Source organism: Muricauda sp. SCSIO 64092, assembly GCF_023016285.1.
In the GTDB taxonomy this organism is placed as follows: Bacteria; Bacteroidota; Bacteroidia; order Flavobacteriales; family Flavobacteriaceae; genus Croceivirga.
This window is the reverse complement of the sequence record NZ_CP095413.1, coordinates 1,711,026-1,737,419: the sequence shown is the minus strand read 5'-3', so window position 1 is coordinate 1,737,419 and position 26,394 is coordinate 1,711,026. Positions and strand designations below refer to the sequence as shown.

18 protein-coding genes are annotated in these 26,394 nt (G+C 44.9%); 2 read left to right on the top strand and 16 right to left on the bottom strand.

Translation table 11 applies throughout. The features are described 5' to 3' along the window. Positions 1-9: 9 nt before the first annotated feature. The 4 genes from L0P88_RS07205 to L0P88_RS07190 all read right to left on the bottom strand — a co-directional run bounded on the left by L0P88_RS07205 (position 10) and on the right by L0P88_RS07190 (position 6,075). Complete coding sequence (locus L0P88_RS07205; RefSeq protein WP_247133929.1) at positions 10-3,453, bottom strand: TonB-dependent receptor; 3,444 nt, start codon at positions 3,451-3,453, stop codon at positions 10-12. Between the two features lie 96 nt (positions 3,454-3,549). Next, positions 3,550-4,524, bottom strand: coding sequence for a FecR family protein (locus L0P88_RS07200; RefSeq protein WP_247133928.1), 975 nt, complete (start codon positions 4,522-4,524; stop codon positions 3,550-3,552). Positions 4,525-4,622: 98 nt separating this feature from the next. Beyond that, entirely contained in the window at positions 4,623-5,174 is a 552-nt protein-coding gene (locus L0P88_RS07195; protein WP_247133927.1) for an RNA polymerase sigma factor, read from the bottom strand. A gap of 355 nt (positions 5,175-5,529) precedes the next feature. Next, positions 5,530-6,075, bottom strand: coding sequence for an RNA polymerase sigma factor (locus tag L0P88_RS07190; RefSeq protein ID WP_247133926.1), 546 nt, complete (start codon positions 6,073-6,075; stop codon positions 5,530-5,532). Between the two features lie 89 nt (positions 6,076-6,164). On the opposite strand from L0P88_RS07190, the gene L0P88_RS07185 reads away from it, so the two are divergent. Both L0P88_RS07185 and L0P88_RS07180 read left to right on the top strand, forming a co-directional pair. Beyond that, entirely contained in the window at positions 6,165-7,328 is a 1,164-nt protein-coding gene (locus L0P88_RS07185) for a FecR family protein (RefSeq protein WP_247133925.1), read from the top strand. Positions 7,329-7,406: 78 nt separating this feature from the next. After that, positions 7,407-10,652 carry a TonB-dependent receptor gene (locus tag L0P88_RS07180; protein WP_247133924.1) on the top strand — a complete coding sequence of 1,082 codons (3,246 nt, stop codon included), beginning with the start codon at positions 7,407-7,409 and terminating at the stop codon, positions 10,650-10,652. Between the two features lie 711 nt (positions 10,653-11,363). Here the strand turns inward: L0P88_RS07180 and L0P88_RS07175 are convergent. From L0P88_RS07175 to L0P88_RS07120, 12 genes are all read right to left on the bottom strand, one after another. Further along, positions 11,364-12,389: a LacI family DNA-binding transcriptional regulator gene (locus tag L0P88_RS07175; protein WP_247133923.1), complete on the bottom strand. Its 1,026-nt coding sequence runs from the start codon at positions 12,387-12,389 to the stop codon at positions 11,364-11,366. Positions 12,390-12,407: 18 nt separating this feature from the next. Further along, complete coding sequence (locus L0P88_RS07170; RefSeq protein ID WP_247133922.1) at positions 12,408-13,391, bottom strand: Gfo/Idh/MocA family protein; 984 nt, start codon at positions 13,389-13,391, stop codon at positions 12,408-12,410. 17 nt (positions 13,392-13,408) lie between these two features. Further along, positions 13,409-14,110 carry a phytanoyl-CoA dioxygenase family protein gene (locus tag L0P88_RS07165; RefSeq protein ID WP_247133921.1) on the bottom strand — a complete coding sequence of 234 codons (702 nt, stop codon included), beginning with the start codon at positions 14,108-14,110 and terminating at the stop codon, positions 13,409-13,411. Positions 14,111-14,119: 9 nt separating this feature from the next. Next, the gene (locus L0P88_RS07160; RefSeq protein ID WP_247133920.1) at positions 14,120-15,247 is read right to left on the bottom strand and encodes a glycoside hydrolase family 26 protein; all 1,128 of its coding nucleotides are present in this window, start codon (positions 15,245-15,247) and stop codon (positions 14,120-14,122) included. Between the two features lie 301 nt (positions 15,248-15,548). Beyond that, positions 15,549-17,147 (bottom strand): glycoside hydrolase family 43 protein, encoded by a 1,599-nt coding sequence (locus tag L0P88_RS07155; protein ID WP_247133919.1) that lies wholly within the window; start codon positions 17,145-17,147, stop codon positions 15,549-15,551. Then, on the bottom strand, positions 17,147-18,697 hold the full coding sequence (locus tag L0P88_RS07150) for a sugar porter family MFS transporter (protein WP_247133918.1): 1,551 nt from the start codon (positions 18,695-18,697) through the stop codon (positions 17,147-17,149). The genes L0P88_RS07155 and L0P88_RS07150 overlap by 1 nt, the downstream gene beginning before the upstream one ends. Positions 18,698-18,978: 281 nt before the next feature. After that, positions 18,979-20,304 carry a xylose isomerase gene (gene xylA / locus L0P88_RS07145; protein ID WP_247133917.1) on the bottom strand — a complete coding sequence of 442 codons (1,326 nt, stop codon included), beginning with the start codon at positions 20,302-20,304 and terminating at the stop codon, positions 18,979-18,981. A gap of 10 nt (positions 20,305-20,314) precedes the next feature. Next, complete coding sequence (locus L0P88_RS07140) at positions 20,315-21,796, bottom strand: xylulokinase (RefSeq protein ID WP_247133916.1); 1,482 nt, start codon at positions 21,794-21,796, stop codon at positions 20,315-20,317. Positions 21,797-21,934: 138 nt separating this feature from the next. After that, the gene (locus L0P88_RS07135; RefSeq protein ID WP_247133915.1) at positions 21,935-22,909 is read right to left on the bottom strand and encodes a family 16 glycosylhydrolase; all 975 of its coding nucleotides are present in this window, start codon (positions 22,907-22,909) and stop codon (positions 21,935-21,937) included. A 56-nt stretch (positions 22,910-22,965) separates the two neighbouring features. After that, on the bottom strand, positions 22,966-23,163 hold the full coding sequence (locus L0P88_RS07130) for a hypothetical protein (RefSeq protein ID WP_247133914.1): 198 nt from the start codon (positions 23,161-23,163) through the stop codon (positions 22,966-22,968). 113 nt (positions 23,164-23,276) lie between these two features. Further along, the gene (locus tag L0P88_RS07125; RefSeq protein ID WP_247133913.1) at positions 23,277-24,728 is read right to left on the bottom strand and encodes a hypothetical protein; all 1,452 of its coding nucleotides are present in this window, start codon (positions 24,726-24,728) and stop codon (positions 23,277-23,279) included. A 119-nt stretch (positions 24,729-24,847) separates the two neighbouring features. Continuing rightward, positions 24,848-26,389 carry a RagB/SusD family nutrient uptake outer membrane protein gene (locus L0P88_RS07120; protein WP_247133912.1) on the bottom strand — a complete coding sequence of 514 codons (1,542 nt, stop codon included), beginning with the start codon at positions 26,387-26,389 and terminating at the stop codon, positions 24,848-24,850. Positions 26,390-26,394 lie beyond the last annotated feature (5 nt).

Genomic DNA, 26,394 nt, shown 5'->3' with positions numbered 1-26,394 from the left:
TTTTTTGATTTAAAATTTCACGTTTAGTCCAAGGGCCATAAATCGGGTCAAAGGACTGGTTGAATTGATGAACCCCCTGGTCAGGGTTTGCGCTTCGTTACTTGTGGCGGTAATACCATCGGAATTATAGCCCCTAAAGTCCGTTATATTAAAAATGTTGTTTCCAGTGACATACAGTCTTAGGGTATCGATGCCTAAATACTCCGTAATCGAAGGTTGGAAACTATAACCAATTTGAATGCTTCGCAGCCTAAAGTAGTCGGCATCATAAACGGAGAGGCTGGACGCCCTGGTAAGCCTACCTGCCGAGGAGAAACTGGAGAAATCCGGTCTTCTAAAGAATCCGTCCGGGTTTCTATCACTAAAATAATTGTCAACATAATACTGGGTAGGGACAAAGAAACCCTCTCCACTTTCCGCATCGTAGAGCATGTTATCGGTTACCTTTCTACCCTCAATACCCGTAAACTGGGCGTTAAGGTCAAAACCCTTATAATTTAGGCTGATTCCAAAACCATAGGTGAATTCCGGATTGTATTGGCCTAATGTGGTTCTGTCATCCGGAGTGATCTGGCCGTCCCCATTTACATCCCTGACCACATAATCGCCTACCTCGGTCCCGGCCAAAGGGGTAACGGTCTCGGTATCCAATTGGGCCTGGGATCGGTATACCCCAATGATATCGTACGCATAGAATTCGGCAATACTTTGACCTACCTTGGTCAGAAAACCCATGCCCCCTCTGGTCTCAATAAACTGGTCCTGGTCACCGTAGAGGGCCAACACTTCATTTTCATTGGTGGTAAGGTTGGCGTTAAATCCAATACGCAATTCCCCAAGCTGAAAGTTGTTTCCCCGGATTTCAAATTCAAACCCTCGGTTCTCCAACTCCCCAATGTTTTGCAAAGAGTTCTCAAAACCGGACTGTTGGGGTACGGGAACCTCCAATAAAAGGTCTTCCGTTTTGGAATTGTAATACTCTGCAGTCAAAAACAGCTTATTGTTCAGGAATCCGAAATCGACCCCCAAGTTCAATGCCGTATTGGTTTCCCAGGACAAATCCGGATTGGGGGAGGTCCTAATAAACGATCCCGGAGTCAATTGGTTGTCAATGACATAGTTGTCCGGCTCAACCAATGCAATAGAGGCAAAGTCCCCAATTTGATTGTTACCGGTCTGTCCCCAGCTTGCCCTTAATTTGGCAAAGCTGACCAGGCCATCCTCTGGAAAGAAGGTTTCATTGCTCAATACCCAACCCGCCGATAGGGAGGCAAAATTACCGAACTTGGTATTGGCCCCAAATCTTGAGGAACCGTCCCTTCTAAACGAACCGGATAGGGAATACCTGCCATCAAAATCGTATTGCAATCTGCTGAAATACGATGTTAAGGCCCATTTGCTTCGTTCAGGAATGGAGGATGGGTTTGTGGCCCCGGCAATATTGCGGAGGTTGTCATCCGCAAAGTTGTTACTCTCCAATCGGGTTTCAAAAGAACTCTCTTGTTGGTAACTAAAACCCAATAAGGCATCAAACGTATGTTTGCCAAAGGTCTTATTGTAGGTCAATAGGTTTTCCGTGATATAGTTTTCCCTCCTGTCATTGTTCTCAAAGGCCACGGCCAGATTATTGGCCACAGGGGTCCGATAATTTCCAATGTCCGAGGGGGCAAAGAATTCACTGAAGATGGTGTTGTAATCCCCACCAAAAGAGGTTTTGAACCGTAACCCCTTATAGAGGTCAATTTCCAGGTAGGTATTTCCAAAAACCCGGAGGCGGCGCTCAAAAAAGTCGGTCAATTCCGCTTTTGCCACAACATTTTCGGAAATGGGACCATCCCAATTGTCATTATTATCATCAATCTGATTGGCAATGGCAAAAGAACCGTCTGGGTTGAAGATAGGATAATAGGGATGCATCAATACGATGGCATAGGCGGGATCCGGTTGTCTGTTTCGACCCGCATCATGGGACGACCAACCTCTTTCCCCGGTGGGGTTTGAATTGACCAAGGAGATATTGGACGTGATACCAAAACGCACACGGTCGCTTATTTGTGAGTTCAATTGAAAATTGGTGGTGTACCGCTTATAATCGGAACTGATGATGATATTTTCCTGATCCAAATACCCGAAGGATACCGAGTAATCCGTTTTTTCCGTTCCGCCGCTTAGATTCACAAAGTGGTTTTGTTGGCGTGCCGTTCGGAATACCGCATCGGTCCAATTGGTATTGGTCAGTCCCGGTTGTCCATCCAAATAGCCCTGTAAAAAGGGTTGTACCCTACTGCGCTTACCTCCACCATTGGCATCCCTGGTGGCATTGTCATCATCAATACTTCTTCCCGGTCCGCCGGACACATAACCAAAATTACGTGTATCAAAATCGAAAAGTGCGGTATCATAGGCATCTGCCAGTTGAAAATTATCAATACGGTCCTGAAATCCGTAATAGGTGTCATAGGTTACCTTTAAATCCCCTTGCTTCCCCTTTTTTGTGGTTATCAGGATAACCCCATTGGATGCCCGTGATCCATAAATCGCAGCGGAGGCCGCATCTTTAAGGATGTTAATGGATGCGATGTCTTGGTTATTGATGGAACTAAAGGAAGAACCTTCGGAAAGTGGGTTGCCATCAACAACGATCAAAGGATTGGTTCCGGCGGTCAACGTATTCAATCCACGAATCTGGATCACGGAATTCTCGCCTGGGTTTTTTCCATTCCCAATGATCTGGACCCCCGAAACATTACCTGCCAGGGCCTGCTCAAAATTTGCGGAGGAAAAGGTGTTCAATTTTTCCGTTTCCACTTTTGAAACGGCACCGTTGAATTTTTCTTTGGTCCCGGTCCCATATCCATAGACAATAACTTCCTGAAGTTGATCTACATTTTCATTTAAGGTTACCCTGAGTTCACTTTGATCGGTAATGGAAACCTCGGTTGTGGTAAATCCCAGATAGGAGAACACCAAAATATCACCGGAGGAAACATCAATGGTAAAATTACCGTCAAAATCGGTGACCACTCCGGTTTGACTGCCCTTTACAAGAACGTTCACCCCTGGAATGGGAGTTCCCACATCATCAACTACGGTTCCCCTTAGGCTTCGTTTTTGCAAAGATTTCCGAACGGAAATGTTATCACCGGAAATTTTGTAGACAAGACCTGCCTTGTTGCTGATATCATCAAGGATGGTCTTTACGGTTTCATTCCGATAGGACAGTGAAAATTTTCGTTCATCGTTCAAAATATCCTCGGAATACCGAAACAAATATGAGGTCTTATTTTCAATCTGTTTGAATATCCCATCTATGGTTTGACTTTCCGCTTCCAGACTTATTTTAACGTTTTCAATATGGGAAGCCTGGGCGCAAAGCGAGATGCTAAAAAGTAGCATCGTTATACAGAACTTATAAATGGCCAGTTGTTGCTTGCCATAATAGGTGGTTTTCATATGTTTGTAATTAGAGAGATTTAATCGCTTAAGTAAATTTCTTTGTTCTGGGTTGGGACCATTGCACTTGGTCCCGACCCTTCTTTTTTGGTTGGGCTATTCTATTTTTTCATAGGGATTGGGTTTTAGTGTTATCTCGTTGGTTTTTTCGTCTTTACTGTAGTCAAAGTTTGTCATAAAGGCCAGGTCGCTTAGAACGGTATCCAGGGGTTCATTTTTGTAACGCGCGCGTATCCTACTTTTCAATAAAAGGGTATCGGGACAATTGATCTTGACACCGTATTTGCGTTCCACATTTTTGAGTACCTGCCCCAACTCCATATTTTCAAATTGCAGTACGTTATTGCGCCAGGCGATGCCCATCCCTGAATCCGTTTTTACTTTTTGAAGGGTACCCGATTTCGGATCCAATAGGGATCGTTCATTTTTGATCAACTGGATTTTGGCATTGGACTGGGGGTGTGATACTTCTACCTTTCCGGTCTGGACGGTTACGCTGGAAGGTTCATCATCATAGCAGTACACATCAAAAGAGGTCCCCAGCACCTTGACATGAAGTTTTCCGGTTTCGATGATAAAAGGTTTTGAGGGGTCCCTGACCACATCAAAAAAAGCGTTGCCCACCAGTTGCAATCTTCTGGATTCGGGAGAAAAATCCTTTGGATATGAAATTGAGGAACCATGGTTTATCCATACCTTGGAACCATCGGGCAATACCACCTGCTCTATCGTTTTTCCGGAGGCCACTTCAATCGTAATGATCGTGTCCCTGTTCCTTAGATAAAGAAAAAGGGACAGCCCTATTAAAACCAGTACACTTGCCGCAATTCGATACCCATGGAATGCCCTTTTTCGTTTTTTGGTCAACCCAAGCTCTTCCAACAGCCGTTTTTTGGCGTGTTCTATCTCGTCAGGGTCCGTCTTAAAATCTTTGGAAGCACCCCAGTCAGCAGTAAAAATGCGGTCCAATTCGGCATCCTTTTTGTCAATGGCCTTGATCAGTTCTTTCTTATCCTTGCTAGTGGCCTTGCCACTTTGGTATCTCTTCCAAATTTCCTTTATGGATGCCATAGGTAGTTATATCTTGTATTGGGTATAGCTTTAAAAAGCAGGGAGCACCCTAAAAAAGGGCATTAACAAAACGTTAAGAAAATGTTTTTATAAGGGCATCAGAGTAATGGGAGCAACAGGAGCCAGGCAAAATCCTTCAAATCCTTTCGCAGGGCCGTTAAGGCCTTATTCATGTAATTTTCAACGGTTTTGGGGGAAATATCCAATTCCAGGGCCACTTCTTTGGTGGACATTCCCTGTTGGCGTTTTAACGTAAAAACGGCCTTGGGTTGTGGAGGTAGTTTATTTACGGAAGATTGTATCCTTTTTTCGTAGTACCGTAGATCGATAAAATCCCCTGGTGCCAGGGACGGATCCTGTATATCGGCATTAGCGGCATCAATTTCGTCACTAAGTTGTTTTCTTAAGGCCTTTAGGGCGTAATTTTTGGCAATGGTAAGGACATAGGCATCAAAGGACTTGGTAAGGTCAATGGTCTCCCTTTTATTCCATAAAGTGATAAAAGTCTCTTGAATGATGTCATCGGCACCAGCCCCTAAATTTTTTGAACATAAAAAGGCCTTGATTTTTGGTTGATAAAGCTCGAAGAGCTTACCAAAAGCCCGAACATTTGAGTTTTTCAATCCAATTACCAATAGCTTTGTATTCATTGTAAGAAGCGTAGTGCCAAGTAATTATTCGGAATGAAAATTAATAAAAAAGGGCATTGGCGCTTCGCCCGTAAAAAAACATAACTTTTAATTAATCCATTTGCGTGTTATGCATAACCAAATGGCACATTGGGCGTCAACCGAATTTTTAGGGATGATCTATAGGTCCGGGCCACCGGGGTTGTTGAAGTGGCAGTTGTGAATGGCCTTATTCATATATTTGTTCATTGGTTTTAAAGGGAGTCATCGTTCGCTGTGCTCGGTCAGCATCCTAATTTCGATACAATTTTTCTTTATTTCATTACGAAAAACCACTCAATTTGACGGATTTTGTTTGATAAAAAGTGATGTCGAGTTAAATGAGCAGGCATGATGCTTTTTCACGAATAATGCGTAACGCACGGGACATTTGACTTTCAACGGTTTTAATGGAAATCTCCATATCACGGGCAATCTCTTTGTATTTACGTTTTTCCAATTTGTTAAGGATAAAAATTTCACGACATTTTGGAGGTAGGGTGTTCAACAGATTCTCCAAGCTGTTAAGGCTACGTTCAAAAGAATCGTCTTCGACCTTTACCTCAAAATAGCTTTCATATATGGCGGTCCATTGGATCCGATCCAATAGATCGGGCCTGTTTTTATTCCGGCGTATGTGGTTCAGAAAATGGTTGTGGCACATGGTAAACAAATAGGATTTTAGGTTGGTCTCCACGTTTATCTTATGCCGGCCCTCATAGAATTTTATCATCACCTCCTGCACCAAATCCTTTGAAAGACTTCGATTGCCTGAGAGTTTAAAAAGGTAATTGCACAACCAATTATAATATTCCTCGAACAAGAATTTATAGGCCACTTTATGGCCTAATTTCAAATTCCGTTTTAATTGAACGTCTGTCATGGTCAAGTACCATTGCCAAAAATAAAAATTCAATTGGAATAGGGGTTTTTTGCGAAGTTGGTGTCTAGAATATAGATACCCCACGTTTTATGCAAGATTTAGTAGAATTGACGGAAAAATATATAAATCGGACACTAACTGAAAAAGAACGGGAACGTTTAAAAAAATTAATGCTCCAAAAAAAGGGGAACCGTACCCTTTTTAAAGAGCAATTGGTTTCATATTCACAAAACCAATTGTTCCATGATTTTGACTCAATGAAAGCATTTGAGGATTTTGAACCTATCTTGGATGCCCCAAAATCCACTTTGCACAAAACAAAAAAATGGTTGCCCTATGCTGCGGCCGTGGCGGTTGCTTTTTTGATCCTGTCGAACGTGCTTTTTCCGGGCAAGAATCCGTTGTCCCCGGAAAAGCAGATGGTGGGATCGTTGCCCTCAAACCCGGATGGCGATAATATTGTACTCACCTTGGCCGACGGTTCGCAAAAAATATTGGATGGTTATGAATCATCAACCGTGGTTGAGGGAAATGGAAGCCCTATTTTTAAGACCACCAGCTCCGGCTTGGATTATACGCCCGTAGCGAATACCCAGGCGTATGGATACCATAAGATCTACGTTCCAAACGGACAAAAATTCAATATAACGCTCGCTGATGGCACTAAAATTTGGTTGAATTCAGGCTCTACATTGACTTTTCCACCAAGGTTCAATACCGCTTTGGACCACAGAATGGTCCATTTAAAGGGAGAGGCCTATTTTGATGTTGCTGGTAATAAGGACTTCCCTTTCATCGTCAACGTAAATGATCTGAACATTAAGGTCCTCGGTACTGAATTCAATGTCTGCGCCTACGAAGAACACAAACAGGTGTCCACCACCTTGATAGAAGGCGCTGTAAGTCTTTATGATGGGAATACTTCTGGGAAAAAGGTGATTTTAAGGCCCGACCAACAAGGTTCATTTGATAAGTTCAATAAATCATTCACCAAAAAGCAGGTAGATGTGGGCCTCTTTACCGCTTGGATGCAAAACAAAATGGTATTTAGCGATATGCCGATGCACCGAATTCTTCAAAACATTGAGCGTACCTATAATGTGAACATCACAAATGAAAATACCACTATTGCAAATGAACGGTTTACCGGCGAGTTTGATGTAGAGGACATTGAAACCATCTTTAAAGTATTATCTACCTCAATACATTTTGAATATGAGATACACCACCACCAAATAACCATAAAAAAGTAAGGGAAATGTGGCAACATTTCCCTTGGCATTAGTCATGTCAGAATTGTAGAATACCAATATTAACTAATACTTAAATTTATGAAAAATGTTTCGTGGCCTTCTTTTTTTGGGATGAAGGACATCCAAAAAACGACCAACCGGGTCCTTAGGAAATTTCTTGTACTCTCCACTTTTCTCAGTCTTAGCCTGGCAGTTGCAAATCCTGGTGTTGCACAGACAAAAGTTACACTCGAGTTCGAATCGGTGCCTCTTTTTGAAATCATGGAGGAAATCAAGAATGGGACGGGATACAAATTTTTGTATCAAAACACGGAAGTGGATGTACATCAAAAAGCCTCCATTTCGGTAAAAAACCAATCGCTTACCACCGTTTTAAAACTCCTTTTTACTCCGAAGGGTATTGATTTTGAAATCATAAAAAAGCAAATCGTCCTCACCCAATTGAAAGTCATCGATTCCCAAAAAGCAACGCAGACAAGGGAAATTAAAGGTACGGTTCGCGATGACGAAGGGAATCCCCTCCCAGGTGCCAATGTCCTGGTAAAAGGCACTACTACAGGCACCCAAACCGACTTTGATGGAAACTTCACCATTGTACTTCCCGATGATGGCAACACCCTGGTCATTTCTTACATTGGATTTAAAACCATGGAAGTTGATGCAACAGGCAAAAGCACTTTGGACATTACGCTTGAAAGCGCGGCTGCCCAATTGGATGATATTGTGGTCGTTGGGTCAAGAAATCCCAATAGAACGGCCACGGAAACCAGTGTTCCCGTTGATGTGATCGATGTTCAGGCCATTGTCACCCAGGGGCCACAGGTTTCGGTCAATCAAATCCTAAACTATGTGGCCCCTTCGTTCACCTCACAGCCACAGACCGTTTCTGATGGGACGGACCATATTGATCCTGCTTCACTTCGCGGTTTGGGCCCCGATCAGGTGCTGGTACTCATTAACGGAAAAAGAAGGCATACCACGGCACTTATCAATGTAAACGGTACGGTGGGAGCCGGTACAGTGGGTACGGATATGAACGCCATTCCCGCTGCTGCTATCCAAAGGATCGAAGTACTTCGCGATGGTGCGGCCGCCCAGTACGGTTCTGATGCCATTGCCGGGGTCATCAACATCGTGCTGAAAAAAAATACGGGCGATTTAAGCCTAATGGTAACCTCAGGGGCCAATTTTAGTGAAAACAGCAATCAATTTGAAGGGGGTAGCGATGGTGAAAAATTTCAAGTGGATGCCAATTACGGGCTTGGTATTGGGGAAACGGGCTACATCAATTTTACCGGTTCCCTGTCCACACGGGAACCTGCCTTGCGTAACAAGGATTATACGGGTGATATCTTTCAGGGATTCCATGGCGCTGAACGTGTATTCGCCTCAGGTGGGGGCAATGTGGCCAATATGGGGCTTCAGGATTATGCTAATGCTGCCCAAGGCATCAGTTATCTGGACCAGGGAATCAAAGACCAAATTGCGGGATTGGATGTATCAAATGAAGATGATGTTGCAACCTTACGTGATTTACTGAGCTTTGATGCTGATGAGGATGAGTTGGCAGCGCGGGGGCTCACCCGGGAAGATTTCCGCTTTAGGGTGGGTACCTCAAGATTAAGGGAAGGCAAATTTTTTGCCAACATAGGCATTCCGCTTTCCGAGACCACCGAGTTTTACGGTTTTGGTGGGGTAAGTTATCGCCAGGGCCTTGCTTCAGGGTTTTACCGAAGACCCGCCCAGGGCGATGGCAGGGCCAATACACCGGCATTTCCAAATGGTTTCCTCCCCAACATCGGTACTGATATTTTGGACCGTTCGGCCGCTTTGGGAATTAGGGGGGAAGTCCAGGGCTGGAATGTCGATTTTTCGAACACCTTTGGTCGCAATACTTTTTTTATCACCGTGAGTAATTCGAGTAACGGAACCCTTGGCGTTGCCACACCACGTGTTTTTGATGCCGGGGGATTGAGCTTTACCCAAAACACCACCAATTTGGATGTCAACCGTTTTTACGACAATATTTTTAACGGGTTCAATGTCGCTTTTGGTGCGGAATATAAAGTGGAGCGTTTTCAGATTTTTTCCGGTGAAGAAAGTTCATACACCAGTTATGATGTGAATGGGAATCCCGTAAACAGTGTTACCCCCGATTCACTTTTGGTTCGTAATAATTTTACAGGTGCTCCATTGGGTGGTGGTGCCCAGGTTTTTAGGGGGTACGATCCAAACAACGAGACCGATAATTTCAGAAATAATATTTCGCTTTATGCCGATTTTGAAGCCGATCTTACTGAAAATTGGTTATTGAGCTTGGCAGGACGTTACGAAAACTACTCCGATTTTGGAAGCACCTTCAACTATAAATTGGCCACGCGATTTGAAGTGACCGATAATATTGCCCTTCGTGCGGCCAGCAGTTCTGGATTCCGGGCGCCATCACTACACCAGCAATTCTTTAGTCGGACCAGTACGGTCTTTGTGGACAATGAGCCTTTTGAACAAGGTACGTTCACCAATGACAGCAGGGCCGCCGCCCTTATCGGTATTGATAGGTTACGTGAAGAAACCTCAAACAGCTTTAGTGCCGGACTTACGGCCAAGTTTGGCCACTTTAGTCTAACGTTGGATGGATATCTCATCAACATTGATGACCGAATTGTATACAGTGGAAGCTTTGGCAATGGGGGTGACCCTGAATTGACCCGGATTTTTGAGTCCGCTGGGGCCACAAGCGCACGATTCTTCGTTAATGCCATTGATACCAAATCACAAGGATTGGACATTGTGATATCACACAGGGCCAATATTGGAGAGCGCATTCTTAAGAACGATTTTGCCGCCAATTTCAACAAAACTGAAGTTGAAGACATTTTTGTACCCGAACTTATTAAAAATGCAGGCTTGGGCGGTTCATTCTTTGACGGACAGGAAGAAGCATTTTTGACCTTGGCTCAACCTAGGGCCAAACTGAACCTAACACACACATTGACTTCCGGCCCATGGGATTTCCTGCTTCGCAATGTATATTTTGGTGAAGTAACCGACCCCGATGATTTTAATGGAGATGCACGTGTTGAGGGGACTACCGTGAGCAGCGATGCCGTTTATGGCGGTAAACTGGTAACCGATTTTACAATATCCAAAAGTTTTTCCAATAATTTGGGTATTACCATTGGGGCAAACAATCTTTTTGATGTGTATCCTGATGAAAACAGGGCAGGAGGTACCGCAGGGGACCAATTTGTGTTTTCTAGAAGAACCTCACAATTTGGTTATATGGGCAGGTATCTTTTTGCACGAATGAACCTATCCCTATAAAAAGTTGGATCCAGGTGTGCCGACTATAAAAGCTGAACTAAAATTTGTTCAGCTTTTCTGATTTTATTCATTTAGATATGTCGATGCCGTCGACAGTGCTATATCAAGTCGATAGTGTGTACAATCCGAACGAACCCTATAATGATTTACCATTACTGCCCCAAGACAAGATTATGTGTACAAGACCATGTAAAAGAAACGTCTGTACCTTTTGGCATAGCGCTACAGCTAAATCGAGAGTCGGCCATAAAAAAACTCGATTTTGGTGTATCCGAGCCTGATATGGATTTTAATCACCATAATAAAATTTACAATTTATTTACATAAAATTAATGTTTAAATTATGTCGAATCTATTCGTTCGGTTTCACTCAGTTTTGAAGATTGCCTAAAATCCCATAGGGTTTTTAATAGGCCTTAGCTCTTTTTGCACCTACAAAATCCGTTGATCATACCAGAAATTAACTACTTGAAAAAAACGACCGGACCAGGATTGGACTCCTATACATCCCTCAATATAAGCTGTAGGTTTTATTTTTGGGTTTTGATCCTACACAAGCTGTAAATGGATATTATGAATTTGATTTGCTTACAGATAGCTACAATATTCCCGCTAGTGGTGTAGCCGTGCATTTGTTTTTCTGCAGTGTTTATCAGAGGTATTTAAGAAGTGTGAAGAAGCTTGGAAGTCCTCCAAAGTAAAGCTTGTTTTTTATTCCAATTTTAAGGTAGAATCACGGACCACGAGGCTTGTTCGTATGGTTTTGGTCTCAAATGGGTCGTTGGAGTCCTTATGTTCTATTCGATCGATCAATATCTTGGCCACCGTTTCCCCAATATACCGGCCATGTTGACTCACCATGGTTATGGCGGGCGTAACGTATTTGGAAAGTTCGCCATTGGTAAATCCTATGATGGAGATGTCATTGGGCACATGGTATCCCCTGGATTTTACAATGCTCATCACCTTGACCGCCGTAATTTCATCAAGGGCCATAATACCATCGATTTTTTTGTAGTTCAGTAAAAGGGACAATGTCAATTCCAGGTCTTCCGAGGAATCCGTGGCCTCCACCAGTTTGTCATCAAAAGGGATATTGTTCTCGGCCAATGCTTTTTTGTACCCCTCGATCCGCAACCTGCTTATGACGGAATCCACAATAGGGGTGACGATTGCAATGGTACTGCAACCCGTTTGGATAAAAAATTTCGTGGCCTTATAGCCCGCTTCAAAATCATCCACGATGACCTTGTCACAAGCAATTAAATTGGTGACCCGGTCAAACATGACCAGGGGAATTTGATTTTCCGATAATTCCCTCAAATGTTCGGCATGGTGGGGCAATTCATTTTCTTCTGCCGCAGAGGAAATGATCACACCGTCCACGGAACCATTGCTCAATAGCTCCAACGTTTTGGTTTCCTTTTCCAAAGATTGGTTGGTAATGCAGGTGATGATGCTATATCCTTTCTCATCGGTTATTTTTTCAATACCGTATATGACCTGGACAAAAAAATAATTTAGAATGTTTGGGATGACCACCCCAATGGTTTTTGTATTTCTATTGATAAGGTTCAGCGCAACTTTATTGGGTCTGTAGTGATGGGCCTTCGCATATTCCCGAATTTCACCTTTGAGCTTTTCACTTATTTCATAACTGTCGTTGATCGCCTTTGAAACCGTGGATACGGAAACTTTAAAATGTTTGGCGATGTCTTTAAGTGTGAGCTTGGACATAATGGATGTAAATGGGTGCTAAACCTCAAACGGGAATGTAATCCCCGAATTTAACCGAATCCGATCGACTATCCCTATAAGGTCGAGGGAATTTTGATGGCTCCATTTGGTACTTTCCAGCTTTTTGGTCCGTATACATTCGTGGACTTCCGCCACCTCATGGGTAAACCCCTTGCCCTTTGTAGGGAGCTCATGGAATTGGCGGGTACCATTGGTCACCAGCTCGAACCCCTGTGTTTCATGCCAAATGGGTGAAATATAGATTTCGCCTTTTTCACCACATATTTTCGCCTTCATATCCGTATTGTTGGCAAAGCCGCTATATAAAACCGACTGTGCATTTTCATATTGAAACAGCATGGAGGTCTGAATTTCCGCCCCGTTGCCATGGAACTGGGATCTTGCCAATATTTCCCGTGGTTTTCCGAGCAGGAAATAGCTCAAAAAAACAGGATACACGCCCATGTCCAAAAGGGAGCCTCCCGCCAGGTCCACGTTCAATAATCGGGATTGCGGGTCGTCGTCCAATTTGTAAAAGGTGAATTCGGCATTAATGTACCGTGGCTTCCCTATTTTCCCTTCGGAAACAAGTTCTTTGATCTTCACAATGGACGGATTGAACCGACTCCAAAAGGCCTCCATAAAGAAGACCTTGTTCCTTTGGGAAGCGTCCACCATTTGCCTGGCCTCGGCGGCATTGATGGCAATTGGCTTTTCACATAACACATGCTTTTTATGGTTCATGGCCGTAATGCTAAACTGACAATGGGTATGGTGTAGCGTGGCAACATACACCACATCCACATTGGCATCGTTGAATAGTTCTTGATATGAGCCATAGGCTTGGGGACTGCCAAATTCCCGGGCAAAGCTTTTTGCCCTTTCCCTATTGGTGGAGGCCACGGCCACCAATTCTGCATCTTGAACAAGCCTTAGATCCTCGGCAAACAACTTTGCGATTTTACCCAGGCCAATAATGCCCCATTTTATTTTTCTGTCCATATTTTGAATCCACCTATTTATTCCCGTTCCTCGATGACTTCCGAGGTTGAAAAGCGATACCTCATATTTCGGTATACACAGATATCGGTAATCGTTTCGGGGGTACCCATGGGTACTGCCCTAAAATTAGTGGAAATTCTATCTTTTTTCACGGGCATTACGCCATGAAAACAATGCCCATGCAAGAAAATAACGGTTCCTTTCTTGGGTTGGAGGACCAGTTGTCCGTCCAGAGCGCCGTGGGGGTCGCCCACAGGAAGTACTCCTGCTTTATGCGTTTTGGGCATAATCACGATTTCGCCCCCGGTCTCGTCAGTGATATCCTGGGTATACACCAAACGATTGAGATTGTATTTCAAGGGGTCTTCCGGCGGACAATCCTGGTGCCATGCCTGGCCTTTACTTCCCGCTTTTGAAAACATCATCATACAGTAAAGATTGTTCCATCCATTTTTAAGGATGGCATCCGTAATTTGGTTAAAAACGATGTCCTTATCTATGCCGTCAAAGCCACCTGTTCCATCCCGATAAGGAAACCAGGGAATGACCTCCACGGCGGATTTTGAGATAAACTCCTCCGTATGTTCCCAATTGGGGTCTGTCCCGTAATGGGTTGCTATTTTTTTATGGTAGGCATCCATTAAAGCATCGTCAAAAAACTTTTCAAAGATGACATACCCCTGGTCCCAAAAGGTGTCATGGATTTTTTTAAGGTCCATTTTTCGGTTTTAGTGATTGTTGTAAAGGCGGTCGTATAAATCCTCCGAAGACAGGATAAATGGTGCTTTTGACGTCCGTTGGATCCATCGTTTGCTAATGGAATCGTTTATATGCAAGCGGGCATCTATCCCTTTAAAAGTGGGGTTTTCCACCCACATAGGGTGGGAATCCCAATGGCAATTGATATAGTGCACCGCTTTGACCACATCGGCATTTTCCGCAATGGCATTGAAGAAGGGCAAGAACCATTTTTGCCAGGCTTCCTCCGCTTGTTCCGGATTGCCCAATTGGGTTTCTTTGGTCAATCCGTACAATTTGCCCCCATAATCCGAAATGGTAGGGGTAGCTTCCGCAATGAAAACGGGCTTTCCCTTTTTTCGGGCAAACTCAAACATCTCAATTTCCTTCCAACGATTAAAAAAGGATACTCCGCACCAATCCACATAATCGTCACCGGGATACCAGCCTTCCAAATGTTCCTGGCCCGAAATGAATCCCGTGGATTGCCAAACATAGGCGGTATTGGTAACCCCTTTGGCACGCAATCGGTCCACTATCCTTTTATAGGCAACAATAGTGGTTTCCCGGTCATAATGGTTCCAGGGGTCCCCATCAAATTCATAGGCTATCCGTAAAAAAACGGGACGCTTTCCCAAAGACAATAAAAAATCCCCGAGCCTATCGATATAGGCATCGTGGGTACCATCGGCCACTTTCTCCTCGTGGTTGACAAACTGTAGTCCTATGGCCATGGCCATATTTGAATAATCCGGATCCTCATGCTGTAAGGTGGCATTGTAATCGCTGTCCCCCCAATCATGGGTATCAAATAGTCCGTCCAGTCCCTCCTGAACACGTCCAAAGGAGTTTCCTCCGGGATTGATATTGGTGTACGTGGTCCATCCGGCGGGTTTGGTGAAATGATCAAGATACCCATCATTGTAGTTTTCAAGACCTCCCACGGCCTCCAATTCCTGCCCTACGAATAGCAGTACCCCTTCTTGGGGTTCAAATTTGGCCAATTGCCTTTGTACGTTTTCTTCTTCCGTGGGGACGGTATCGCTTTTTTCCTGTTTCCCTTCCGTGCAGGAGAGTAAAAGGGCAAGACCAAAAAAAATGAATCCTTGTTTTTTCATGATTACTGTTTTTTAGTTTTTTGATTCCATGTGTGTTCCAGTAATTGATTTTCCCGTCACATCGAGCGCCCGCCTGAATGACATGGTCGGGCAGGCAGTCGAGATGCTTTTGCTAACCTTTCGACTGCGTTCAAGGGGACAAAAGCATGAATTTTGATGACAAAAATCAAATACTGGCACAATCACGGACATGCATTTAGTTTTCTTTTATTGGGACGAAACCCGGGATGACCCCATACGAACGAAATGGTTTTTCCTGGTCTGCCAGACCGATATTTTGGGTTAAAACCAGGCTTCATACCTATTGATCATTGATTTCTTTGTATGCAAACCATTTAAAATCCGCATGGTGGGCATTCATTTCCAAATCCTGGCAACACATGCCAACAAAGCTCCCCGTGAATGCTGGGCGATAGCGACTTCTGCCATTCCTGACATGATCATCGGACAATATGCTGGCATCCAGCACCTGCCCCATGGGCCTAAAATCCATTCCATCCGTACTGTAGTGGAATTGCAACTGATCGCGATTCATCTCTCCACGCAGCACGATTGTCCCATAAGCCGTAATATCCTCCAATTCATCCTGAAAGCTCATTTTATAATTATCGGAAGAGATGACGCTCAAAAACTTTTTGGAACCATCGGAATTGGAGGTCACACAGGCGTAATGGTAATGCCCGGCATTGTAATAAAATACCAGACCGGCCATATGATGGATGTTGGTTGGATGGAATTCAAGTTCCGTGGAAACCACCACATGAAAATCCTGTATTCTCCTGGCTAAAAGGCTTTGGTTGTGCAAAGAGGTCAGGGATTCCTTGCCATAGAGCCTCAGAAAGCCTTTTCTCGCCGTAAGGTCGCACCAGTCCGGCGAAACCGGAATCCGTAAGGATTGAAAATCAATGGGAATGCTACCATTGTTGAATTCCACCTTTTCTATCGGGTCATCGAATACATGCTCCATGAGCTTGGGCATGGGAATCCTTTGCCTTGGAATACGTCCCCCACATTTTAGCCATGGCCACCCCGCGCTCCATACCACCTCCTCAATGGCAGTTTCGCGACCCAGGGTGCAGTTCCCGTGTGTTGTAAGGGGCCTGCCCACTAAAAAAACGGTATACCAGTCTCCGTTTTGGGTCTCCACCAAATCACCATGACCTGCTTTTTGAAGTACGTTGTTTTTAGCTTCGGCTGCAGAGATAAAAGGATTTTCGGGATGGAACTCATAAGGACCGAATATGGAGGTGCTCCTTCCAATACTCATGGCATGCCCATACTCCGTGCCGCCTTCGGCCAAGACAATATAATAGTATGTACCCCTTTTGTACAGATGTGGCCCTTCGGTCAGCCCTAAATCGGTCCCTTTGGTGATATAGTGCACCTTACCTACCAATCTTTTTTGGATAGGGTCATATTCCTGCATTTCAATCCCGCCGAAGAACTTGCCGTTTCGATGGTCGACAAGCATGCTTACATACCATTTTTTTCCATTTGGATCATGAAAAAGGGAACCATCAAAACCTCTGGAAGATAAATAAATGGGTTCGCTCCATTCCCCCAATATGTCGGTTGTGGTAACCATATAATTTGGGGTGTCCTTCCATACGCCATCAAAGGATTTTACGTTCGTATAGACCAGATAGAACACACCTTTGTCATAGGTCAAACACGGTGCCCAAACCCCACAGGAATCGGGAATGCCCTTCATGTTCAATTGTGAGATCCGGTTAAGGGGCCTTGCGACCAGCTTCCAGTTTTTAAGGTCTTTGGAATGGTGGATCTGTACTCCAGGGAACCATTCGAAAGTCGATGTAGCGATATAATAGTCATCGCCTACCCTGCAAATTGATGGATCTGGGTTAAACCCCTTTAATATTGGATTTTGTATCGTACTCATTATCGTATCAATTCAGCTTCAAGTTCTTCCAGGGACTTTCCTTTGGTCTCCGGCAATATTTTCAACAGGATGAAAAAACCGATAAGTGCGGTTGCTCCAAAAATCAGAAAGGTCTTCGCGTTACCAAGATTGGCCAGTTCCCACGGAAAAATTTGTGTGACCAACCAACTTGAAAAACCATTTAAAAATCCAATAAACCCGATGAGCAGCCCGCGATAGCGATTGGGAAACAATTCTGACAGCATTACCCACATAACCGGGCCCAATGAAAAAGCAAAACAAGCAACAAAGCCCAAAATCCCGATCAGTATCAGCGTTGGATTCATGTTTGTGGCCACTTCAAGAAGGACACTCTCATTTTTGGCATAGACCTTCGTCCCAAGGGCTTGCTTCATCTCATTTTTAAAATCAATATCCTTATCGTATATCTTGTCCATATAATCTTCCAGTTTTTGTTGTATGGAGCTATCCAACACCGTTATCCTGTCATTGGTTAATTGGTAAGTTGCTTTACTAAAACCGTATCCACACAACAACATGCTTACGGCAATACCGGCCAGGCCAATGAGGAACAAAGGGCGCCTACCCAATCTATCAATAAGAAAAAGTGCGATTATGGTGAAGGCCACGGTGGTAAAGCTTAACAACACCCCGGATAAAAAGGCTGCGTTGGTGCCAATGCCCGTTTGTTGGAAGATGGATGTAGCATAATAATATACGGCATTGATTCCCGTAACCTGCTGGATGATGCCAATGACTATTCCTACCACCAGGACATACCGCAATGACTTATGGAACAGGCCCTTTACATTGACTTTGTCCTGACTTTTTCTGGATACCTCCAGACTTTCCAAAATGGATTTGGCTTCGTCCTTTCCCTGTTGATTGCCATGTAGGGAAATCAGAACCCCACGTGCTTCCTCGTCTTTTTTTGTTATAAAGAGCCAACGCGGGCTTCTGGGCACAAAAAGCAATAGGACGAAATATGAAATTGCGGGAATACACTCGACACCCAGCATCCACCGCCAAACATTTTCCTTGGTCAAAAAGAAACTCGTTCCGGACGTATAGGCTTCGTTGAAATAATAGTTGCTCAAAAAAGCCGCAAAAAAGCCCAGGACAATGTTCAATTGCTGGATGGAGACCAATTTGCCCCTTGACTTGGCCGTGGAAACTTCGGCGATATAGACCGGGGCAATAATGAGCGCGGCTCCAAATGCCACACCGCCGATCATTCGTGCAATCCAAAGCATATGATAGTCAATGGCATAGGCAGACATTAAGGCTGAAAAAGCATATAAAAATGCAACAATTAATAACATTTTCTTCCGCCCAACGAGGTCGCTTACCCTTCCGGAAATGAGCATGGCAAACATGGCCGCAAACAAGGGCGAACTGGGAACCCAACCCTGCTGCGTGGTGTTGAGGTTGAATTCAGGCGTCACAAAGTTCATTACCCCTGAAATGATGGCTGCATCAAACCCATAAAGGAATCCGCCCAAGGAAACCACCAATGCTAAAAACCAAGTTTTTTTAGAAGCGTTTTTCATGTGTTTAAAATTTTTAATCACCTATAAATAAGATATTTAAAAATTCAAGAACTCATGCGACCACTTGTTGCACTCGTTCTCACATGAATTTATTTTAATCGTTATCACTGTGTGAATTTTTGATTAAAAAAATTCATGTTCGTTTCATAATTCGAATATCATCCAGTAACATATGCCAATGCTCCTACAATCCATTGGGGATAGGCTTTGGTTGCTCGCGTCCAAATGGGCGCCTAAAACCCATCAATTTGCTGTTTTCCACTTGGATTCCATGGATGGTCCTAACAATATTGATTTAAAATATTTTCAAACAGTTCCTGCTTTCCACTGATCTGTTCCGGCGCTCCCGTCACTTTGGCATAATCATATAAATCGTTCAAGGACAGGGCATCGCGTACAAAATCCAATCCTTTGCCCGAGGTGAACGATGCATAACGTTTCTCCAGCAATACTTCGTAGTTCGATTTTTTGATTAAGGCATCGGCAATCAATAGTCCCCTGGCGAAAGTGTCCGCCCCGCCAATATGCGCCAAAAAGATATCCTCCAAATCGGTTGAATTCCTACGGGTCTTCGCATCAAAATTGATTCCTCCCCCTTGTAAGCCACCCGCTTTTAAGAACACGAGCATAGCTTCGGCCGTTTCCATGAAATTATTCGGAAACTGATCTGTATCCCAGCCGTTTTGGTAATCACCACGGTTCGCATCTATGCTGCCCAGCATCCCCGCATTTGCAGCAACCTGCAGTTCATGTTGGAAGGTGTGTTGCGCCAGGGTCGCATGGTTTACCTCGATATTCAATTTAAAATCATTTTCCAGTCCGTATTCACGAATCGAATTTATGGAGGTCGCGGCATCAAAATCATATTGATGCTTTGTGGGTTCCATGGGTTTGGGTTCAATAAAGAAGGTCCCCTTAAAACCCTGGCTCCTGGCATAGTCCTTTGCCATGTTCAAAAAGCGGCCAATATTCTCCTGTTCCAGTTTCATATTGGTGTTCAAAAGGGACATATAGCCTTCACGGCCGCCCCAGAACACATAGTTTTCACCATTGAGGGCTATGGTGGCATCCAGGGCGATTTTTACCTGTGCCCCGGCATGGGCCACCACATTAAAATCGGGATTTGACGCCGCCCCGTTCATATATCGCGGGTTGGAAAAGCAATTGGCAGTACCCCAAAGCAGTTTTACTCCGGAAGCAGCTTGTTTTTGCTTCAGATAATCCACGATCTTGTGGATTCGTTTCTCGGATTCTGCCAAAGTCCCTGCTTCATCCACCAAATCAAAGTCATGGAAACAATAATAACCAAAACCCATTTTGGTAGCGAATTCAAAAGCGGCATCGGCCTTGTCCCTGGCAGCTTCCATTGGGTCTGACGAGGTGGCCCAGGGAAATTGCTTTGTCCCCGGACCAAAGGGATCGGCTCCCGTTCCGCAGAGGGTATGCCAATAGGCCATAGCAAATTTAAAATGCTCCCTCATGGTCTTGCCCGCCACTTTTTGTTCCGGATTGTAAAACTTAAAGGCCATTGGATTGTCTGAATCCCTGCCTTCATAGGTGATCTTACCGATTCTCTTAAAAAATTCCTTTTCTCCTAAAAGTATCATCTTTAAAATACTAGTTATCTATGATTAATTCGAGTTCTTTTTTCCAGTTTTCATATGCGCTTTGATAGGGAGTTTTGTCCCTAAAGGGCATAAAGGTCATGACATGGTCATTTTTCATGTACGATTCAAATTCCGAATAATTTCCATTGGCCAGGATACATGCCCTGGCCGCTCCCACGGCACCCGTGGTATTGTAGATTTCGATTTCTTTCCCGATTAAGGTAGCTATGGTGTTCGCAAAAATCTCGGAACGGAACAGATTGTCGTTTCCAGCACGAATGCACTTGGTGGCAATGCCATCCCTTTTCATGATCTCAATACCGTAGACAAACGAAAAGGCGATGCCCTCCAACGCTGCCCTGCACAGCTGTGCCTTGGAATGCCTGTTGAGGTCCACATTCACAAGGCGTGTTCCCACATCTTTGTTCCCTAACATTCGTTCGGCACCATTTCCGAAGGGAATCAGGCAGACCCCATCCGATCCCACCTCCACCTCAGCGGCCAATTGGTTCATTTCTTCATAGGACGCTACCGAAAGATTGTTCATCAACCAACGGTATTGAATACCGGCACCATTGATGCAGAGGAGTTTTCCGATGTGGTGTACACCGTTTTTCCCATAGTTCACATGTGCAAAATTGTTCACCCTTTCGTACTCGTTAACCACAAGATTGTCGGTCACGGCATAAACCACCCCGGAGGTTCCACCAGTGGCGGCCACCTCGCCCGGATGGAAAACATTGAGTGAAAGTGCGTTGTTGGGTTGATCCCCGGCCCGGTATAGGATTGGGGTTCCTTCCAGTAGTCCGCTTTCCAGGGCACCTTCTTTGGAGACCGTGGACTGCTGTGAAAAAGTTTCCACGACTTCGGGGAGTAGCGCCCGGTCAATTTGAAAGTAATCCAACACCTGGGAGGAGACTTTTTTGGCCTTAAAATCCCAAAGGATCGCTTCGGAAAGACCTGGGACCGTGGTGTTGATGGTTCCTGACAGGCAATAGGCAATATAATCTCCCGGTAGCATGAATTTATGGATCTTGGCAAAGGTCTCAGGTTCGTTTTCCTGGACCCACTTGAGTTTGGACAGGGTAAAATTTGCCGGGGAATTCAAGAGATGATTTTTGCAATAATCTTCCCCTATTCCCCGGAATGCCCTATTTCCAATGTCCACTGCCCTGCTATCACACCAAATGATGGATTTACGCAAAGGGTCGCCCTGGGCATCCACGACCACCAATCCGTGCATTTGATAGGAGATTCCAATACCGACAATATCGTTTTTGGAAATGGTATGGGCCTGTTTGATTTTTTTGATGCCCTGGCAAACACAGGCCCACCAATCCTGCGGTTTTTGTTCTGCCCAGCCCTTTTGCTGGGCATACATGGACATTTCCTCCTCGGGTTCCAATACCACCCCAATACATTTTCCCGTGTCCTGCTCCACAAGGGCCACCTTAACCGACGAACTGCCTATGTCCAATCCTATAAAATACATTCCTATGGGTTATCTGTTCTAGATCGGCAGCTACCCTCCCAGCCAATCCTATTACTCATTTTCAATTTTTTTAGGGCCTTTGGCGATTATGTTTATCACACCAATACCGACCCATTGCTTAACGTCTATTCCTTTTTCTCAATCCTTTTGAAAAACCCTCACATAATCTATGATCAAAGAATCGGGAAAATCAGCAGGAGAGGGGGATGCACTGGGCAAATTACCTCCTACGGACAGGGCAAAGACAAAATAGAACGCATCATTAAATGGATAGGGCTGTCCATTGCCCCCTGTTGTTTCGGGCAATAGGCTATGATAAGCAATATCATTGACCAACCAGATGATACGATCTTCCTCCCAAACAATGGAAAAAACATAGTATGCCTCATCAAAGGCAAGCCCATTCAATGAAGAAAAATCAACCGAATCAAAATAATGGTTTGCCGGAAAATCCGTTCCATAGTGTGCCGTTCCCAAAATGTTATGGGTGTCTTCCCCCAGGTACTCCATAATGTCAATTTCCCCACCACTGGGCCAGTAGGCATCGGGATTTGTTATCGTATACTCCTTGTTGAGCATAAAAAGCGCTACCCAAGTCCCTGGCGCCGAAGGCATACTTGCTCGGATATCCACCCGTCCAAACTGAAATTCAAAGGAATCATCCGTATGTATTCTGGATGAGGTATAGTTTTTTCCCGATGCGAATTGATCGATTGCCGTAATGATGAGATTCCCCTGTTCCAAATGGATGTTATCTGAAGTATTGGTAAAATACTGCTCTTCATTGTTTCCCCAGTTGCATAGGCCAGGACATCCATCGCCCAAATGAAAGCCCCACTTGGCCGTATCCAGTCCATTTCCATCAAATTCATCGGACCACACCAACGTATGACCAGAGTATTCCATAGGTGTCGAATATCCTGTGGTCGGAATCCCAACAGGTTCCGCAGGTTCACATGCCTGGGAACAGCTTCCGCCACAGTCCACACCGGTCTCATCACCATTCTGGACATTATCAAAACAGGAAGCCTCCAGTACTATGGGTTCAGTGGACCCATTGGACGAACACTGTATGAATACAAGCCAGATAAAAAAATAAACCAATCTGTTCAACTTATAGCTTTTTTACGGTTTGTAGGGGAATCACCATCTTCCCGTGGAATACGTTTTCAAAAATTAAGGAGAAGCATATCAAAAGGTGTCTTCTCCTTAATTCCAAAGAAAAATTGACTAGGGCCTGTTAACACTAAGCCTGAAAGTGGATTTTTCGCCCTTTTTCCGTATTTCTTCGTTCGTTTTTGGACACGTAGCTCGCTACGTTTATCAAAAACCGCCTCAAAATCCGTAAAAATCATCAAAAAATCCATGATTTTCGTTTAGTGTTAACAGGCCCTAACTTAAAACTACATTGTCCTATCCAGTTTTCCCTCTGGGTAATCACTGGATTATGTTGTTTTTTCCAAAGGTTTGCCACAATCCCTTAGTCCATTATTGGTACAAAGTCCCGGATGTAAAACTCGCCTTGCTCCACATGGCCAAAACCACCTAAACGCAAGGTGTAATTGTCATAGGTATCGTTATCGGGGAGCAGTGTGGTGCCGTCCGCAGCTGATAATGCGGTGGTACCATCAAATTCTACGGTTACCCAGCTATCAAAATCCGAAGGGTCTATCGTGACCGCAATAATGGTCCATCGCTGAAAGAAATTACCATCGACATTATCATGTAAGATCAATTCTACCAAAGGTTCCAGGTTTCCGGAAAAATCGTTGGTCGAAGGAATGTACACATCCAACCTGAATTTGTGGTACACGGAAAAATCGATGGTTTCCGGTTGCGGTTGGAACTTAAAGTCCTCAAAACCGCCAAAGGGTCCATTTTCCGGTCTAAGGATACGGGTCACGGCGTCGGTACTTCCCGCAGGATCGGAAACCCGATAGGTAGGAACCACACCTTGTTGTTCGGTAGGACGCGGTAACAGATGAAGTCCGGAGTCGGCATCACCGGTCTCAAAGGTATAGAAGAAGGGGAGTCCCGAACCGGACAGTGCATCGGCCCTGGGTGTTCCCTCGGCAATAAAAGAGGTGACGGTCTGCAGATCACGAACAAAAAATTCCCCGGCTTCCGTATGGCCGCTACCCCCAAAGCGCAAGGTGATATTATCATAGGTGGCATTATCACTTAAAAGGGTACCATCATTGGCCGAAACGGCATTGGTTCCATCGAACCGCAAGGTAACCCAGGAATCAAAATCGGATTCCTCCACAGTCAGGGGTAAAATTGTCCATCGTTGAAAAAAGTTCCCATCGATATTGTCGTGCAGGATAACTTCAACCAGGGGCTCAAGGTTTCCGGAAAAATCATTGCTGGAAGGGATATATACCTCCATGGTAAACTTATTGAAGGAAGAAAAGTCGATAGGACCCGGTTGTGGTTGGAACTTAAAGTCCTCAAAGCCACCAAAGGGTCCGTTTTCCGGTCTTAGGATTTGTCCCACCAATCCGTCCCCTCCGGCAGGGTCCGCAGCTCCCAAATTGAAGGTAACGCCTTGAGCATCCTGGGGCAAGGGAAGCAGGTTCCTGCCCGACGCGGCGTCGTTTGCTTCAAACGTAAAGAAATAAGGGGAGGTGGTGTTTTGCAATTCGTCTGCCCTAGGCGTGGGAATACAAGCCTCGCAAGGGCCACCACAATCGATCCCTTCTTCCCCCTGATTTTGTATGCCATCGCTACATGAAGGACAGGCCACGCCTGAGCCCCCGCCACAATCAATCCCTTCTTCGTCCAGGTTTTGAATGCCGTCGACATAGGAGGGTAAAACGTTGTCCAAATCGTCAAAAAACTTTTCTTCCTCGCAAGAAATGAAGGTGATGAGGGTCAAAATTGCAAATAGCCAGCCCTCCAGCGTCCGTATGGTGTTCGTATTTGTTTTCATCTGTTACTATTTATTGTTTCTTAACGGTCAGATGGAATTCGCCAGTTAACATTCCGTTGCGTATCCATGTCATCGTAATGGCTCGTTTCATGTATCCTTTCCTGTTTTTAGTCCTCATATCAATAGCCCGGATTTTGCTCCAGCAATCCTTCTGGATAGATATCTATTTCCTGTTGCGGAATGGGCAACAGTAAATCGCGGGGCGATGAAAAATCGGTTTTTCCTATGGCCTGGAGCGCAGGCCCGATAACACCGCCGCCATCCAAAATCTCCCAACGGACCAAATCCGTGAAACGGTTCCATCCTTCGGTGGCCAGTTCCCTGCGGCGCTCATCACGAACCCCTTGAAGGGTATAGCTTGGGGCTGCCGGATTGCCTGGTCCATAGGCCCGATCGATGACTTGCTGGAAGGATGCCTGGCCATTACCACCTCCCCCCATTAGGGAAGCTTCTGCGTGCATCAACAACACCTCCGCATATCGCAATATCTTCTCGTTGAGGGGAGATCCCTCTACATTCAATAGTTCCTGCACTTCCTCAAAAGTCAAAAAGTATTTTTTTGCCCCAGTGTTCACGCCTATGGCATACCCAAAATTGTCCGGGACCGGGTCAAACCCCAAAGCGGCCAACCCTGGTGAATTCAACACTTGACCGGGTAACAAAAAAGTGGCTTCCTTTCGCTGATCGCTGTCATCAAAAAAATCGACCAAATCTTGTCTGGGAATAAAATTGTTGAATGAAGGATAGGCTCCCGAAAGAAAGGGGAACGACCATCGCCACATGGCTGAGCCTTCCTGTTGTTGATTGGTATTGACGAATCCCCCGGCAAAAAGACCATCTTTATAATTGATTTCGAACAGCGATTCCCGTCCAAATTCCGTAGTCTGTAAAAAATTGTTCCTAAAATCCTCTTCCAAACTGTACACTCCCTGATTGATAACCTGTTCCGCGCTCGCTACGGCTTCGGGCCATTTCTGTTGATACAGATACACTTTTGTCAAAAGTCCCAAGGCAGCTCCAGAAGTAGCGGAGCCCTGAACCCGTTCCGCGCCCCCTTCGGGGAGCAAATCGGCTGCTGCTTGTAAATCTGCTTCGATAAAGGCATATACTTCCGCCGCTGTGGAGCGCGCTTTAAAAATCTCCTGTTCAGAAGAAGTAATAGCCTCTTCGAACAAAGGGACACCTCCCCATAGGCGTACCAGTTCAAAATAATACAGGCCCCTTAAAAATCTTGCTTCCCCGATGATTTGTTGTTGTAGCCCATCGGTTTTATAGTTGTCAAAATTCCCAGCGAGTTCTATGGTAAAGTTGGCCCTGCCAACCGCGCGATACCATTTGCTCCAAAGGGCGGCCACGGACGGTAAGGAAGGGACTATGGTGCTAAACTGATCCCATTGTGCCCCAATGGCCCAAAAACTGGCAGATTGGGAATGAAGGTCGTCCGCCCTTACCCCTTGCGACAGTAGGGGAAAGGTATTCTGCCCAAGCACCGATTGCCACTGCAAAGGATCATAGGCAGCGTTTAGACTGGCTACCACATTCTCTTCGGTAGTAAAGGCGGTATCCGCATTGATTTCGGTTACGGGTTCCAAATCATCTATTTCCGCACAGGAAGCGAACATAACTACGACGCCTATAAGAATTAATCTGTTTATATACATCACGA